This is a genomic window from Acetivibrio straminisolvens JCM 21531 (assembly GCF_000521465.1).
GTDB lineage: Bacteria > Bacillota > Clostridia > Acetivibrionales > Acetivibrionaceae > Hungateiclostridium > Hungateiclostridium straminisolvens.
This window is the reverse complement of the sequence record NZ_BAVR01000036.1, coordinates 23,595-38,738: the sequence shown is the minus strand read 5'-3', so window position 1 is coordinate 38,738 and position 15,144 is coordinate 23,595. Positions and strand designations below refer to the sequence as shown.

General features: G+C 43.1%; 13 protein-coding genes and 6 pseudogenes. All 19 read right to left on the bottom strand.

Annotation, left to right across the window (positions count from 1 at the left end):
* Positions 1 to 32 precede the first annotated feature (32 nt).
* The 19 genes and pseudogenes from JCM21531_RS10525 to JCM21531_RS10435 all read right to left on the bottom strand — a co-directional run bounded on the left by JCM21531_RS10525 (position 33) and on the right by JCM21531_RS10435 (position 15,029).
* Positions 33 to 263, bottom strand: a complete 231-nt coding sequence (locus tag JCM21531_RS10525) for a DUF4314 domain-containing protein (protein WP_038289639.1) — start codon at positions 261 to 263, stop codon at positions 33 to 35.
* Positions 260 to 594, bottom strand: a pseudogene (locus tag JCM21531_RS25105) (DUF6329 domain-containing protein). Before JCM21531_RS25105 ends, JCM21531_RS10525 begins: the two are co-directional and overlap by 4 nt.
* Entirely contained in the window at positions 587 to 1,279 is a 693-nt protein-coding gene (locus tag JCM21531_RS10515; protein ID WP_038289637.1) for a virulence factor, read from the bottom strand. The pseudogene JCM21531_RS25105 and the gene JCM21531_RS10515 overlap by 8 nt, the downstream one beginning before the upstream one ends.
* 116 nt (positions 1,280 to 1,395) lie before the next feature.
* Positions 1,396 to 2,648, bottom strand: a pseudogene (locus JCM21531_RS10510) (site-specific DNA-methyltransferase).
* A gap of 5 nt (positions 2,649 to 2,653) precedes the next feature.
* Positions 2,654 to 3,952 (bottom strand): site-specific DNA-methyltransferase, encoded by a 1,299-nt coding sequence (locus tag JCM21531_RS10505; RefSeq protein WP_038289634.1) that lies wholly within the window; start codon positions 3,950 to 3,952, stop codon positions 2,654 to 2,656.
* On the bottom strand, positions 3,927 to 4,109 hold the full coding sequence (locus JCM21531_RS10500; protein ID WP_038289631.1) for a hypothetical protein: 183 nt from the start codon (positions 4,107 to 4,109) through the stop codon (positions 3,927 to 3,929). Before JCM21531_RS10500 ends, JCM21531_RS10505 begins: the two co-directional genes overlap by 26 nt.
* Positions 4,109 to 4,659, bottom strand: a pseudogene (locus JCM21531_RS10495) (P27 family phage terminase small subunit). Before JCM21531_RS10495 ends, JCM21531_RS10500 begins: the two are co-directional and overlap by 1 nt.
* A 119-nt stretch (positions 4,660 to 4,778) precedes the next feature.
* Entirely contained in the window at positions 4,779 to 5,138 is a 360-nt protein-coding gene (locus tag JCM21531_RS10490) for an HNH endonuclease (protein WP_038289629.1), read from the bottom strand.
* A 121-nt stretch (positions 5,139 to 5,259) separates the two neighbouring features.
* Positions 5,260 to 5,502 carry a hypothetical protein gene (locus JCM21531_RS10485; protein WP_038289627.1) on the bottom strand — a complete coding sequence of 81 codons (243 nt, stop codon included), beginning with the start codon at positions 5,500 to 5,502 and terminating at the stop codon, positions 5,260 to 5,262.
* A gap of 142 nt (positions 5,503 to 5,644) precedes the next feature.
* A pseudogene (locus JCM21531_RS10480) lies at positions 5,645 to 6,641 on the bottom strand (type II TA system antitoxin MqsA family protein).
* A gap of 39 nt (positions 6,642 to 6,680) precedes the next feature.
* A pseudogene (locus JCM21531_RS25100) lies at positions 6,681 to 7,090 on the bottom strand (hypothetical protein).
* Positions 7,091 to 7,329: 239 nt separating this feature from the next.
* Entirely contained in the window at positions 7,330 to 7,785 is a 456-nt protein-coding gene (locus tag JCM21531_RS10470; protein WP_028992628.1) for a hypothetical protein, read from the bottom strand.
* Positions 7,786 to 7,891: 106 nt separating this feature from the next.
* Positions 7,892 to 8,179 carry a VRR-NUC domain-containing protein gene (locus tag JCM21531_RS10465; protein WP_027622067.1) on the bottom strand — a complete coding sequence of 96 codons (288 nt, stop codon included), beginning with the start codon at positions 8,177 to 8,179 and terminating at the stop codon, positions 7,892 to 7,894.
* Between the two features lie 423 nt (positions 8,180 to 8,602).
* Entirely contained in the window at positions 8,603 to 10,087 is a 1,485-nt protein-coding gene (locus JCM21531_RS21840) for a DNA-binding protein (protein ID WP_243467541.1), read from the bottom strand.
* Positions 10,075 to 11,034, bottom strand: a complete 960-nt coding sequence (locus JCM21531_RS21835) for a phage NrS-1 polymerase family protein (RefSeq protein ID WP_054847062.1) — start codon at positions 11,032 to 11,034, stop codon at positions 10,075 to 10,077. Before JCM21531_RS21835 ends, JCM21531_RS21840 begins: the two co-directional genes overlap by 13 nt.
* Positions 11,031 to 11,456, bottom strand: a complete 426-nt coding sequence (locus tag JCM21531_RS10450) for a DUF7768 domain-containing protein (RefSeq protein WP_038289621.1) — start codon at positions 11,454 to 11,456, stop codon at positions 11,031 to 11,033. The genes JCM21531_RS21835 and JCM21531_RS10450 overlap by 4 nt, the downstream gene beginning before the upstream one ends.
* Positions 11,457 to 11,471: 15 nt before the next feature.
* Positions 11,472 to 12,293 (bottom strand): phage antirepressor, encoded by an 822-nt coding sequence (locus tag JCM21531_RS10445; RefSeq protein WP_014256698.1) that lies wholly within the window; start codon positions 12,291 to 12,293, stop codon positions 11,472 to 11,474.
* Between the two features lie 4 nt (positions 12,294 to 12,297).
* Positions 12,298 to 14,219: pseudogene (locus JCM21531_RS10440) on the bottom strand (bifunctional 3'-5' exonuclease/DNA polymerase).
* A gap of 57 nt (positions 14,220 to 14,276) precedes the next feature.
* Positions 14,277 to 15,029, bottom strand: coding sequence for a hypothetical protein (locus JCM21531_RS10435; protein WP_011838170.1), 753 nt, complete (start codon positions 15,027 to 15,029; stop codon positions 14,277 to 14,279).
* Positions 15,030 to 15,144 lie beyond the last annotated feature (115 nt).

Genomic DNA, 15,144 nt, shown 5'->3' with positions numbered 1-15,144 from the left:
CCACAATTTTACACATCTTGAATTGTGTACATTTACAGCTTTCTGATCACATCTATACCATAGGCTACACCCAAAGAAGAACCGCAGTCCCAGTTGATATGAACAGTTCCGATATCATCCACGAAAGATACTGTTCCTTGGTCTCCAGGTTTCAGCTTAGAATACGGATCATTCATGCAGATAAGCTCAACACGTGTTCCCGGCGGATACTGCTCTTTAATGCGAAGGACTGTTTCTTTTGAAGGGAAGCCTCTTGCACTCATAGTTCGTCCTCCTCTCCAGGATAATATGCGGCATACTTTGGGTAATCTCTACCATCCGGCATTACCAACACTCCATCAGACCGTCCCCGCTGCTTAACCAGCAGGCAACGCCACACTCCATCCTCATTAACGTGACAAAGCCCTTTATTTTCCTCAATGAAAATGCGATCAACACATAGGTCGGCAACGAAGTATCATAATCAATCTTTGATAGCTCGATAGTTTTTACAACTACAAATCGTTTCCTCGTCTCATACCGATGCGGCACTTTTAAATCCTCTATTCTAAACGGATGCTTGACAAAGAAGGCGGTGCTATGAAAATCATTCATTTTCGTCCACCGCCTTTGCTCTGCCTTTCCGATACGCCCCGTTACCGGACAGCCTTGAAAGTAACACCTTGCGTTCAGTTTTGAAGTTATCACCTATAAACCCCAACCTAAGCAGGAAACAGCGAAAAGCATATTTTTCATTATCTGTTGGTTTTTCTTTTCGTAGTACTCGCTTCTGTAATTTTGCCTGTTCTGCCATCTGCTTTGCCAGCGTTATATAGGTCTGCACTTCATCAGCATTTAAAGTCGCGTTCCAGAAAGGGAAGGAAATATCATCATTTTCAGCTAAGACTGCAAGTTCCCCCTCAATCAACATTGCCTTCTTTATCAATGTCTCTTTGCTGGCCAGCATATTATTTAGGTTTTCAAGGCTAATCGCGCTAAAGCCCTCCAACGAAAGAGTAATTGTCATGGTCCCCTCTGCTGAAAAGCCCTCCACATTCAACGTGTCAATAACTGAACGGATGGTTTTTATTTCATTGAGACTAATTTTCGGTGAGTGAACCACACTGTCCCTGTCAATCGTCCAACTGCCAGCAGATTTTTCGTCTTTAATCTCATACAAAAACTCCGGTGCTCCGGCATAGCGCACCTGGCCTTCAAGGGCTTCAGCTATGACCGAGGCAATGGCTTTTCTCTCCTGACCGACAATCTTCTGTGAAAAGCGAAAGCTGTTATTGCTCATGCCATACACCTCCCCTCAAATAAGCTAAAACATTTTTGATTCCCATAAAAAATCCCACCTTTCCTTTTTGGTGGGGTACATTAACGCTCTGTTTTGAGGGGAAAGCAAGGACATTTTTAATCAATCTGTGTTTCCGCGTAAGGTATTTTTTCACTACCTGTTACCAAGAATACTGAATCTGCGCCAAATTGTGAAACATAGCGCTTTACAATCACATCGCAGTATTTCGAGTCAAGCTCCATCATAAAACAAACCCGCCCGGTCTGCTGTGCCGCAATCATTGTCGTACCAGAACCACCGAACAGGTCAAGAGTTAAATCTCCAATATGGGAACTATTGAGCATTGCCTTTGCTACAAGCGATACCGGCTTCATGGTAGGGTGTTCCTCCGATACTTTAGGACGGGGCATCTCCCAAACATCTGACTGTTTACGGTCTTTAAGCGGGCAAAGGCGTGTTCCTTCAAGCCAACCATACCAGATCGGCTCGTACTGGGTATGATAGTCCTTTCTTGATAGTACCAAGCTGTCTTTTTTCCATATAATTGTGCTCGACCAGTGATACCCTGCCTCCCGCATGACGTTCATCAAACTGCCCCATTCCTGAGCACTCATTACTACATAGGTCATGCATCCGGCTTCGGAAACCTCTTTCATGCATTTAAAAGCGCGCAATAAAAAAGCGCCGAATTCTTCGGTGCTCATATTGTCATTTAGAATTTGTCTTGGCTTCCAGCTTGGATGCCTGGTATCTGAACCGTAATCCACGTTCCAGGGTGGGTCTGTGAAAATAAACCTCGCCTTTTGTCCGTTCATCAGCTTTTGCACATCTGAAAGCATGGTGCTATCACCGCACATCAGACGGTGGCTGCCAAGTACCCATATGTCGACCTTTTTGGTAACCGGAGTTTAATCTCTGCAATTGCCTTTTCTGTATCGAAATTATCCTCTTTGACATTGACGACTGTTTTATCGCGGAACAACTCGACGATTTCCGCGGCGTCAAATCCGGTAAGAGAAACGTCAAAGCCATCTTCATTCAAGTCCATAAGCAGATCGGTCAAAAGTGGAATATCAAACTCGCCGCTGATTTTATTCAGAGCAACATTGAGCGCCTTTTCCCGCTGTTCATCCAAATCAACTACAACACAGTCGATCTCCTTATACCCCAAAGCTGTCAATACCTTATATCGCTGATGACCACCGACAATATTCCCGGTGCGTTTATTCCATATGACCGGCTCTACATATCCAAACTCTTCAATAGACCGACGTAATTTTTCATATTCAGGGTCACCAGGCTTTAAATCTTTCCGCGGATTATATTTAGATGGTTTTAGTTTTTCTGTTGGTATTTTCAGTATATCCATAAATCTTAACCCTCCAGTTTGACGGCTTTTTCGCCGGTGAATTCCTCCCAGCGCTTAACAGCTAAATCACAGTAAACAGGGGATAACTCCATTGCGTAGCATTTACGCTCGGTCTGTTCAGCCGCAATTATAGTAGTTCCGCTACCAGAGAACGGCTCAAGCACAATACCGCCCTTGTCGCTGTGCATTTTGATGCACCGCCACGGAAGCTCCACAGGGAACATTGCAGGATGCTCCTTGTTTGCCCGTACAGTGGTCATCTCCCATATCCCAGCATAACCCCATTTCTTGCGTTCTTCCTTTGTAAGCCGTTTCACAAATTTATAACTGTGTCCCGCAAAGGCTGAAAGCCATACATATTCCTGATCGTTATATTCCTCAACTTCTCCTTTATTGCTGAAGGCTGAAATATACTCATATTGCTGAACCGGCTTGTTTGAAACAAGATGATAAGGTCCTACGCCGAAATTTTGCCCTTGTTTCTTCCAAATGCGGATCCAGATAGGGCGGTAACCGTTGTCCAAGAACATATTCACGCTGTAAACACTGGTGGGTTCAATAAACTGAGAGCCGGTGGCATAGAGATCACCTAAGTTCCAGCAGACAATATCTGCATACCTGCACAGGTTTCTAATCACTGGGCGTACTGTCTCGAACCATGGTTCAATCCCGGCCTTTTCATATTCTTTGCCTACCCCATATGGAGGGGAAGTCACTGCCATCTGTGCGTGACACCCTTCCATCAACTTCTCAAAATCCTCATCCTTAGTAGAGTCGCCGCACATCAAGCGATGATTTCCGAGAAGCCAGATATCGCCCCGCTTCGTTACAGGCTCGCGCTGCACAATTTCCCCATGCGCTTTATCTATGTCAAAGCTGTCTTGTATCGCCTCTTTGGAGTACCATCGGTTAAGCAGTTCGTCTATTTCAGAAGCGTCAAACCCTGTAAGCGAAACATCAAAGGCACCTGCGTCCAACTCAGCCATTAGCTCGGCCAGTTTATTCTCGTCCCACTCTCCCTGAATCTTATTGAGGGCAAGATTAAGCGCTTTTTCCCTCTGCGGGTCAAGATCCACAACGACGCAGTCTATCTCTGTCTGTCCCAAGTCCAGCAAAACCTTTAAGCGTTGATGCCCGCCTACCACATTACCTGTCTTTTGGTTCCAGATAACAGGCTCCACATAGCCAAATTCCTCTATTGACCGTTTCAGCTTTTCATATTCCTTATCGCCGGGTTTTAAATCCTTGCGCGGGTTGTATTCTGCAGGATTAAGTTTGTCAACAGATATTTTTTGTATGTTCATGTTGCATTCTCCTGTTCAATATTTTCTCAAGACCCTTTTTAGCACCCTCACACTCTCCGTTTATTACTTGTCCCCGCAGAGTCTTAAACTGCTGCTTCGTTAAATGGTCTTCATATTTTCTTAATTCCCTAAGAAAGATTGAATTTGCTTTATGCATCAGCCACCCCTCCTGGCTGTCAGTAGTTTTTCCATCACATCGTCGTGGGGAGTGGCCCCCTTGTATTCGGTAGCACAGTTTTCCCGCACGACTTGATAAATTTGATACCACAGGTTATTGGCCTGTTTCATGAAGCTTTGACTCATAGCCACATAAGGCGACGGGATGGCATTGCCAGTTGTCGGATGTTTAGCAAGAAAGCCAAATTCAGTGATACATTCCTCGCACTGGATCCACCGCGCCACACTCTGGCATATTGCTCTATAAGCTGCGCAGGGATAAGGTGAACACACCTGCGTTCCTTAAGCCACTGCCATGTTTTTTCGTATATTTCCACCGCCAGTGTTGTTTTTCCGTTCTTCTGCTTTGCAGCAAGATAATCCCTCGGTGGCGGCATGCTCTCTCCTTCCAGTTCCGCAGCATCCGTAAACTCCATTACCATGAGCTTTCGTCTGCCGGGGTTTCCTTCCAAAATCTTATCCGCCAGAGGCTTTTTCTTCTGTCCTGCACCAATACGTGCCCCGCCGCGGTTGGTACCGTCCTTTGCCATACACATCACCTCGATTCATGTAAAAACAAACAGGGGATATACCCCGTTTGAAACTGCGATTTTTCGCGCGTGCCCCCCGCCCGTTGCACAAAACTACTCCGCCAGAGATTTTGACCCCCCTACCGTCTTGCCCATCGCTCCCCTTCGCGGGCAGTGATCGATGAGTGGCATTGTTTGCACAGGCTCATAAGGTTACTGTCTGCATTGGTTCCGCCTTTGGATAAAGGGATAATATGATGTACCTCTTCGGCTGGTGTAAGCCTTCCGTACTTTTGGCACTCCTCGCAAAGCGGATGCTCTGAGATATATCTGTCCCTGATGCGTTTCCATCTCCGGCCATAGCATTTTCTTGTTTGGGGATCTCGTTCGTATTTGTTGTAATAAGCATCCTCTTGCCTTTGATGCATGTCGCAGTACCTTCCGTCCGTCAGTTCAGGACAGCCGGGAAAGGAGCAAGGCCTTTTTGGTTTTCTTGGCATCTGGCCACCTCCTTTACGGGTATAAAAAAGCCCTCACAGGTTCATCCCATGAAGGCTTATCCATAATTTTTCACAATACCATTATATTTGGATTTATAATGAATTTCATCTCATAAAAATCTCATCTGGAATATTGAACAACACATTTGCTATTTGACCATGGCATCTTACCGTTATAATACTTATCGGAGATATACCGCTGCATATCGGGTGGTAAAGCTGCAAGCAAAAGATAAGCCTTTTTCCTATCTTCCTCTAACTCCTGGGGGCTTTTATAGAAGGAACATTTATCTTGCAAGCACTTGTGTACAGTCAGGATATTGCAGCCATTCCTTCCGTTACTGCCAAAACAATTATCGTACATCTTTCCTCACTCCTGTTTTATGGCATAAAAAAGCCCCGAAGGGCTTATGCGTTTTAATGTTATTTTTTCACGATATCATTATATATGGGATACCTGTGTTTTTCATCTCATGAAAATCTCACCTTAAAGGAAGCTAAAAATATCAGTTTATTTGTTCAAAGATAGCTTTCGAATATACTTCTATATCTCCAGGAGTAAGCATGTTGAATTTTTCTTTTACAGCTACAAAATATTTCCCGATCAACTCTTTGGGTATTACACGATTAGAATGCGCATCCACCGGCAAACCGTCTCTAGTATGCCGCCATGGTTTCTCCAGATGCGTAAACTTCTCTAGCGTTTTTCCGCTATAACAGCAGAAGTTCTTAATAACGCTATCCAATATCGCTTTTTCAGCAGTTGTAAAAACTGATTCATCGAAAGCTTCAACACTCTCAATGGGGTCAAACCGATAAGATGAATACCTGTTATATACATCTCTGTAAACCGGTCCATGAACATGCCTCACAGTCTTCTTCAAAAAGAAACCGTCCTTCAAAAGCATAATAAAAACCCTGGACATAATATAGCGCCTTTTGTAAAGCTAAAGGAGTTATGTCCTCGCATTTATAAAGCAGATATTGGATAATTGAGTCCAGCTTTGAACCCGTTTTGTTTTCTTCCCCAAGCAGTTCCTGTACCTTCCGCTTACTTTTTTCATATGCCTGCAGAGATTTTAAATTGTCCTTATTTTTCTCCAGTAATTCTTTATAATACGCTGGATCATCATAAATCTTTTGAAGAATATCTGAATACTGTTTTGTAGGCATATCACCTTCACAATATCTCGAAAAAGTCATTTCTCCCCAACCTAAAAGCAATGATAGGGGACGTTTGCCAATATTGTATTTATGAGGTATTTCTAATATCTTCTCCAGCGAAATAATGCCGTTTTTTTGACGGTACGTGTCATACAAAGCCTTTAGATTTTCGTCCTCTATATCCGCTACATAGACTTCGCTCCCACATTCCGTACAAACAGCCTTCTTTCCAGTATACTCATATTCTTCGCCTTTAAGTTTACCCTTAATTGTTGCTGTTTCTACCATGTATTCGACATCTCTTCTGCATTCCTCGCAAAATGTCTTATTCCTATTCATAAGGCGGCCTCCTTTCAAACTCTCAAACTTTCTGATTGATCATCGAAAAAGATAATCAATCGGCTTGTTTCGCTTATGAAACGATATAACAACCACTCGTTTTCCACTTTCACTATCAATTAGATTAAATTTCGTATATATATCAACTAACTCCTCGATGCCATCAAAGTTAAATAACGTAACCTGGGGACAAAATACATATAAAACCTCATGTTCAAATCCTACTTTCGTATTTTGCAATGAATGGCAAAATCTTCTGTTTTTATTTTCAGTAAAATCTCATTTTGCCTTCTGCTGTTTAGATTATATTCATTTATAAAATCTATGTTTTCTTGCCTATTCTCATTTTTTGATATAATGAATCTGCCCTCTCTAATACAGTCATGTATCATTGCCAAAATCTCATTAATCTGTTCCCAGGTATAATTCTGATTATAGTGCTGATTCATTGCATCACCTCTTTTGTGATACAATGATACTATATTATATGCCTTTTGTCAAGATTTATGCATCAATTAGTGCATTTTTTATTTTGTTGATTTTTACATTAAAATATGTATACTAAAGATAACAGTTCCTACGAGCTTATATTAGGCGCAATACAGTAGGCCATTAAAAATACCCACTTAGGTAGTTCGTTCTATCTAAGTGGGTTTCCTATTTAACATGCTGCTAATGTTATCTTAAACTACTTCCCGTATAAAAGCAGTGCCAGATGATTAAGTGCCTTGTCCTTCCTACGGTACACCTGTGCTCTTTCAAGAAACAGCTTCTCTCCGATGTTTGCTACAGCTTCTGTCTTGCTCACATCATTAACAAAAAATTCTGTCAGTATAAACTGTTCTTCCTCCGGCAAGGCGTCCCAAGCAGGCTTGAACCACTCCATATATTCTAATGCCCGTCTGTAACGTTCTTTCAACACATCAATCTCGTCAAGGCAAGCAGCAAGGCGTTCTTCGCCGCTTTTGGGATTGTGTTTGCCCGGAACTCCGGTAATCTTTGCACTATGAGGGCTTGTCATACGGGTTTCAATTTCATATATATCCTCATCACTGTGTTCGATAATGTACTGCATGCTGCTGTAATCTTTCAAAGCTTCAACAGCAGCCGCTTTTTTATCTAAATACTGCCATGCAATCAGCATATCGCACCTCCAAAAAATCAAGATAAAAAACCTTGATCTTTGAAGCAGTATGCTTTTTTTCGTTGCTTTGCAGTGCTTGTTTCCTTGTTCGTTATGTCTTCGTTCTTTATAGAAGGCCATGCTTTTCCAGAATAACCTTCACCTCATCTACCGAATGGACAACCGCTGCCACTCCTCCTGCATTGAGGATTTTCCTTATAGTTGCTTCCTGCAGTTTTGTTGTCTTTCCCGATGGGGTTTTTATTTCAAAAGCTATAAACCGCCCATTTACGCAGGCAATAATGTCTGGTATCCCCGCTGTCCCGTACATACCACCATGTTCCTTCCAACAGAAACACCCCGGTACTGTCTTTAAGTACCGCAGTACTTTAGTCACAATACTTTTTTCAGACATAACCGCTCATCCTCCAAAAATGTTACCTTTTTCCCTCTTATAACCTCGTAACATCCAAAAAAGGCATCTCATAAATCAGCTTCCCAAGCGCTTTTCAGGATTTTGTTACCTTGTTACCTCTTTTTGGGGTAGGTGTATACACAAATATTTTTATTTTTATATTTTTTTATTTTTTCAAAAAATAATTTCATCTCTCGCGCGTATATATAAAGTTGAGGTAACAAAGGTAACATCGGTAACAAGTGGCTATTCATCAGCGTTTCGGGCGTTACCTTTTTGTTACCTTGTTACCTTTTTCAATACTAAAGAGGTTCAATATCTGTGATCTCAAATCCACTCACATCGCATCGCTCTTTCAGTATCGAGAAATCAAGAGCCCACGCTTTTTTTGTTTCATTCCCGAAACGCATCGTTTATTGCTCTCTATAAAAAGTCACTTTGCCTCAATTGCTTCAAAAACTGGTTATATGGAAGACATTCACCAGTGATTGCATAATCGCGTCTGTACTTGGTATAGCGGTCATATACATCACAGAAACGAATCCCGATAACCTTGCCATCTTTATCAAAAGTGTAGTCTTGATTCGGAGCCAGTTTCATCCGGGCCATGATTTCCAGGGTCTGTTCTACAATGGTCTTGTTATTGCTGCCGCCATCCAGCAAGTACTCCTGCACACCGTTTTGAAGATATCGAATACATGCCCCTTTGTTAATGGGAAATACTTCAGCCCACGTTACATTAAGGAATTCACACAGTTTGTTTACTAGGCTCAATCCGGCATAGCAACAGGCGAGATTATTGACGATACGAGATGGAAACTCATCAGATATCTCTGACTTTGCTTCCTCATACCACTTCTCTGCCTCAGCAACCGATACTCTGAGTGCTATATCCAGCAGGCTCCGACCGAAACTGCCAAGCAGATCCGCTTTTGCACACAGCTTATAAAATGCTTGTCTATGGCTGGCTGGTTTTAAGTCCTTCTTGCTGAATAGCAATTCTATGCTCCGTTCTCTGATGGCCGCTTCATCCGGCGATTCCTCACCAGCTACAATAATAGGTGCCAACAGTTCATAAGTAACAGCACTTTGATCCGCCCTACCGCGGACACCTTCATGGCCGTCATATGCATCTCGAAGATGGTTGTATAAGGCATTTAGCCTTAACTTATCTATCTTTGAAGGCTTGAACTCATCCATCAACTGCGGTATCAGATTCGATGATGCAGATTCCTTCATCAGTGTAAATGCAGTAACCTGTGTAGCCGCGCGGATTTTACTGCACGAAAATACCGGCAGAATAACCCGCTCCAATGTATTACTTTTTCCGCTGCCTTGTTCTCCGACAAGCAATAAATGAGGAAACTTGATGCCTGATTTTTTAAGATGCGGTTTAATAAAGCATCCGGCCACCCAGGCCATTACTGATACCGTTTTTATGGGTTCGTTATAGCTGAGGAGCCATTCACCAAGTATAATAAGCTGTTCCTTTGTCAATGGCTCAAAGATTAGGATATCGGTTGTTATGCTTTTATACTTATCAAGCTGCACGATATCTTCAACAATGTTGCCTCCGGCTTCAATGGCACCATCCGTTGAAACATATACCATCCGCCCGCCATGCTCATAAATCCCAAGAGCCTTGACCCCTGTTTTCCTTACCCACTCCATTTCGGATATATAACCTTTCAGCAGTTCCAAATCTCCTTCTGAGCCAAAATAGCCTAAGGATATTGTCCGGCGGTTCAAGATATTTTTAAACTTTTGGATGTTATTGAAGTCGGTAGTCATAAATGTCTGGCGGTATATTTCATCACGGATTGTAATAAGATCGGCGGTCATCTGCGTTTCATCTTCTGATACAATCATCTCCACCGGTTGAATGATAAAGTTTGTTATAGGATACACACTTTCGCCTCTGGTGCGGTAATACCTGCCTCATGTTCAAAGATAACTGACTCGCTTTCGCGGCTGTATACGTTCTCTGTAACTTCAATGGCCTTATCCAGTGTCTCCTGCCCATATGTTGCTCCACTTGCATGATGTACCGTATCCCACTTTTCCCGGAATAACCCGGAATTTCTAAACAGCCTGTCCATCTGCTCTTTGTTTTTGCCTGACCAGAAAGCCAGCATACAGCAAAGAGCAAGGTCGGCTTCGGACTGGCTCGGATACCCTGCTTCCTGCCATTTTCCTTCCCATAGCAGATTAAATTCCTTATGGTTTTCGGCTGTCCGGGCTTTCTCCAGAATTTCTTCATCTGTAAGCGGCTCTAGCTTAACCGCCTTACTGTCTTTCTTGCTTTTTCCTCTCCGTTTTTTACTTTTGATATAATTCTCATGTATCCAGGCCAGTGCCCCGTTATCTTCAGTAATGTAATCAGGAGTCCCTGGCAGTCGCTCGCCAGTCATTGTGAAGTATCTGCTGTGGGCATACATTTCAACGCCGGTTTTAGTGTTTTTATTGCCCTTAGCAGGCATCTCCCCTTTATAGAAAATATGAAGCCCAGTTCCTGAAGGGCTGATTTCCGTATAGGACGGAAACCGCTCAAGGATATCCTTGGCGGTATCGCTTAATTCCCCAGTGTTTTTGTCGCGGCAGTGATCTATGTCTATCCCCACTAAACCTCCGCTTTTTGCGAATACAAAACCTAATCCGGTATAGAGGTATTGTTCTTTTGCCGCAATCGCATCGTCAAGCGTCGACCAGTCGTTTGGGTTAGTGCTTGAGGCTTTTCTACCAGTTAAGGGATTATAAGGGATTTTACTGTCTCTTCCGTCCTTTGTGTTTGGTTCCAGACGCCAGCAGATCCATTGCTTCCGGTTTGCCAATTCTTTAGGGAATGAGATGCTCATTTACACCGCACCTCCTCGCATCGTTCATAAAAATACCGAATCGGAATGCTGCGCTGCTTTGCCTTTTCAATCTCAATGGACATCCCTTTAGTAATTTTTCTGCCAAATACCCACACTTCTGAGCACTTTGACATCAATACCATGCCAAAGTACAAGCCCAGATTTCGCATTTGTTCATCATCGTCGTCCATAAACTGCGGAAACAAGAGGTGCGGAGCAATAGGTATGCAATTCCTGCTCACTGCAAAGCGGCAGTACCCCTGAGCCTTACGGATATTACGTTCTATATCACCAGCATATGGGCTGCAGATAAATACCATCGGTCTGTAAGGCGCTTTCCTGGCCTCTCGCTCAATCCTAAGCAGTGCTTCATAAGGTGTGGGGTCGTAATATCCTTCCGCGTTAAACTTGCTGATACTCATGGTATTACCCCCTGCCTATGCGCTTTTTTGTTCACGTTCGATTACAGGCAATATACCTTTCTTGTTTTTAAGAAGGTCATAGATAAATAGCCTTCCTTTTTGTGTCCAATATGTGTGCATTACGCTTCTTTCTGCATCAATAGCATGAGTCTTGGACTGCGTGTATCCTTGATCGGCGTACTCCTGATATAAAAGCCAGCAGTTTCCCATTTTGTACTGTACTCCAAGATCATGAAGCAGCTTATTGAAAGCGCGGCCAGACATTCCGTAATCCTTGGCAATCTTGCTGATCGGCACAAGGCTTTTATTTTGCAATATGAGATCATAATAGCTCGCTTTGGGCTTCAACTCACTGATAATCTGTTTATTCTTTGCATTCTCTATTTCTAAAGCTTTCCGTCTGTCGCGTTCTGCCTTCAGTTCAGAGAAAATCCTGATACCATACTCCGGATTAGAAATCATCTCTTCGATAACTTTATCTGTAGCATAAACTCCATATTTTCTGATCGTGGGCAGCACTTCATCAAAGACCCATCTTTCAAAGCGTTCAGCAGCAGGAAGTTTGCTACGTATAATGAGACGATATAGATTTCCCTCTGTAATATAAGTCCGTTCAACATGCTGTTCAGTCGAGACACCATATTGATTTGTAGTTAAGGTGACCCCGTCGTGTTTCACGACCCCGTCTGGTTTGCAATGGCGTTGTATCGCATCACGAGGGTTACTATATCCTAGCATCCTTGCACAATCCGTTGCAGGAAAGTATTCCTTTCCATCAATAACGAGTACTTTAAGTTCTCCAAATTCTGTATTCTTAAAAACCTGTAAATTAGTCATAATATCAATCCTCCATTTCTTTCATTTCTCCAAAATTTCTTCCTACCGAAGCCTCTGCCACAATAGGTACATCAAATTCAGGGAAGGGTTGTGTTTCCATACACTCTTTTATAAAAACAACTGCTTCGTCCGCCTTGTCTTCCGGTAATTCAAAAACCAGCTCGTCATGTATCTGCAGTATAGGTTTCAGCCAGAGCCTTTCGGGAAGTCCACTGATGATGCGCCCACAGGCAAGCTTTAGAATATCTGCCGCTGTACCTTGAATAGGTGTATTTAATGCGCACCGCTCGGCAAACGACTTCTTGCCCCAATCTGATGACCGAATTCCCAGCAGGTATCTTCGCCTGCCCAGCCATGTTTCTGTATAGCAGCTTACAGCAGCCCGCTTTTTTACCTCATCCTGCCATTTGGCAAGACCGGGGTATCCGGATTTCAAGTTTTGAATGATGGTCTCACATTCGGACAAAGTTGGGTTCAGCCCAGCTTTAAATTTAAGTGTTCTCTGTAAGCCAGTAGGAAACAGGCCATAGAACACACCGAAATTGCAGTTCTTTGCAATGGTTCTGCGCTCTTTATAATGTGGAGCATTTTTGTCTGCTGCCTCCTCAAAAGGAATGCGGTAAATAACAGAAGTGGTCTGAGCATGGATATCACCGCCAGTACGATAGGTTTCCAGCATACGTTTGTCCCTGCAATAAAATGCTCGACGCGCAGTTCTATCTGTGAAAAGTCAAGGGATAAAAGAACCTTTCCGGCTGGCGAAATGATAAATTTCCGTACGCCTATTGGGTCATTATCTTTCTGCGGGCAATTCTGCATATTCGGGTTTCTTGACGCAAATCTGCCTGTCTCTGTCCCCAATGGTATAAGGTCCGGATGAATCCTGCCGGTATCCTCATCAATAAATCGAAGATACCCGTCTATATAGGTGGATTTGAGTTTGCCCCATTTGCGGTACTCTTGCACCAGATCAAATAAGCGAGCAAGTTCAGGCCTGTTGGATTCACACCATTCTTTTAATAGGATCATGGTTTCATCATCGGCAGCTTCCTGATGTTTTGCGGTCGTTTTCATTACCGGAAGACCGAGATCCACAAAAAGATATTTTTTAAATGCTGAAGTTGAAGCATTTGCCCCAATCTCTACATTGCCGATAATTCCGGCAATCTCTTTTCTGATACTGACAATCTTTTCTGCGGCTTCCGCTTGTTTCTTCAGCATGGCTGACTTATCCACCAATATGCCGTTATACTTCATTATCCCGACATATACTGATGTAGGCGATTCTACCTCTTCCACAATAGTTCTGTGTTTGGGTAAAAATCTATCAAACCACTGATTGAAAACATGATACAAGCGAAGAGTGTAGTCGCTGTCAGCACAAGCGTAGCGGACAGTCTTCTCATCCTGAGGGTTCAATTCATCGAAAAACCGACCTTCAGTAACCGTTGAGAATTCTGTCATTTCTGCTTTGCAGAGTGCAGGCGCAAGCGTTTTAAGTCCGCTGTCAGCAAGACTTCTGAACTCCCACTTGCTTTTTAATGTAAGTTGTGATGCTGCAATCGTGTCATAGCAAGGCTTTTGAAGGACGATACCTCTTGCGTAAAGGAACATAGACTCAAAAGCCAGATTATGAGCAACTTTTATTACATCTTTTGATTCGAATAGTAATTTCAGATAATCCCATATTGCCGCCTGGTTCTCTGCATTTCGCCCGCTACGATGTTTAAGTGGAACATATATAGCAGTCCCTTCTGATACTGAAAAACTGATCCCTGTAATATCTGCTTTATGAGCATCCAGAGCTGCACTTTTATCGTTCCTCCATTTATCGCGGGGTGACGTTTCAAAGTCGAAAGCAAATAGGACAGTGTTTTTCAGATACTCTTTTATTTCAGACAGCATATAAACACATTTGTATCCCATGCGGTTCTCCTTTCCGCCCTATCGGAGATGGAAGTTACTCTCCGATAGGGCCTTTGATCACTTAAGCGGCTCAGTAATTTCACCTGATTCAGGGTCTACATTTATTACCTCTTCACCGGCAGGTTCAGTGTCATGGCCGACTCGGGTACTGAATGCTTTGACCTGCTCGGAAAGCTTGGATATCAACGCATATTCGTCCGCGGTCAGATCCCGATCTACAGCAAACTGAGCCTGTGAATAGGTGATACCGCTTGAATTGGTCGCCTTTTTCAAAGAAAAGCGAGTAACAACGCTGTTTGATTTTTTGCCTTTAGAAAGCAGCCTTTTGATGTAGCGGGAAAACTCTTTCAACGATCCTGTTGGCAATGAGAGTATCAACGGGAAAATCTCCCCTTCACGCAGTACATATATCCTGCGGCGGTTCTTGCAAGCTTTGCTGCCGTTTTCCCCCGAACCGAACTGATTATATGGGCATTTGGCACAGCTTCCTCCGGGGTCTCCTTCGCCGGTTATACCATCAAAGCTTCCGCAATCCGGTGGGTTACTGCCTCCGGTATACTTGTCCTTGTAGTATGCATAAAGTGGATGATGATAAAGGATTACCGCTGAGAATTCCTTGACAGTATCAGGTTCTCCGGGATTCTCACCAGGCACTTCAAATACTGTGCTGCCTGCGGACGGGATTTTTATGCGTTCAAAAGTCATGTCAAGACCGTCAAGTTCTGATGCCATTGCCTCGTCAAGATTGAAATCAGCGAGCTGAAGAAAACCTGTATTTTCGTTAATAGTTACGAGTTCATTGTTTTTCATGCTTTTATACCTCCGTAAATATGAATTTGAAATGTAATCTATATCATTGTTCTTTGAAGCATTGTTCTTCGAACAGTTATTCCTTGAACATTGATATTGGAGCATTGCTTTCTGA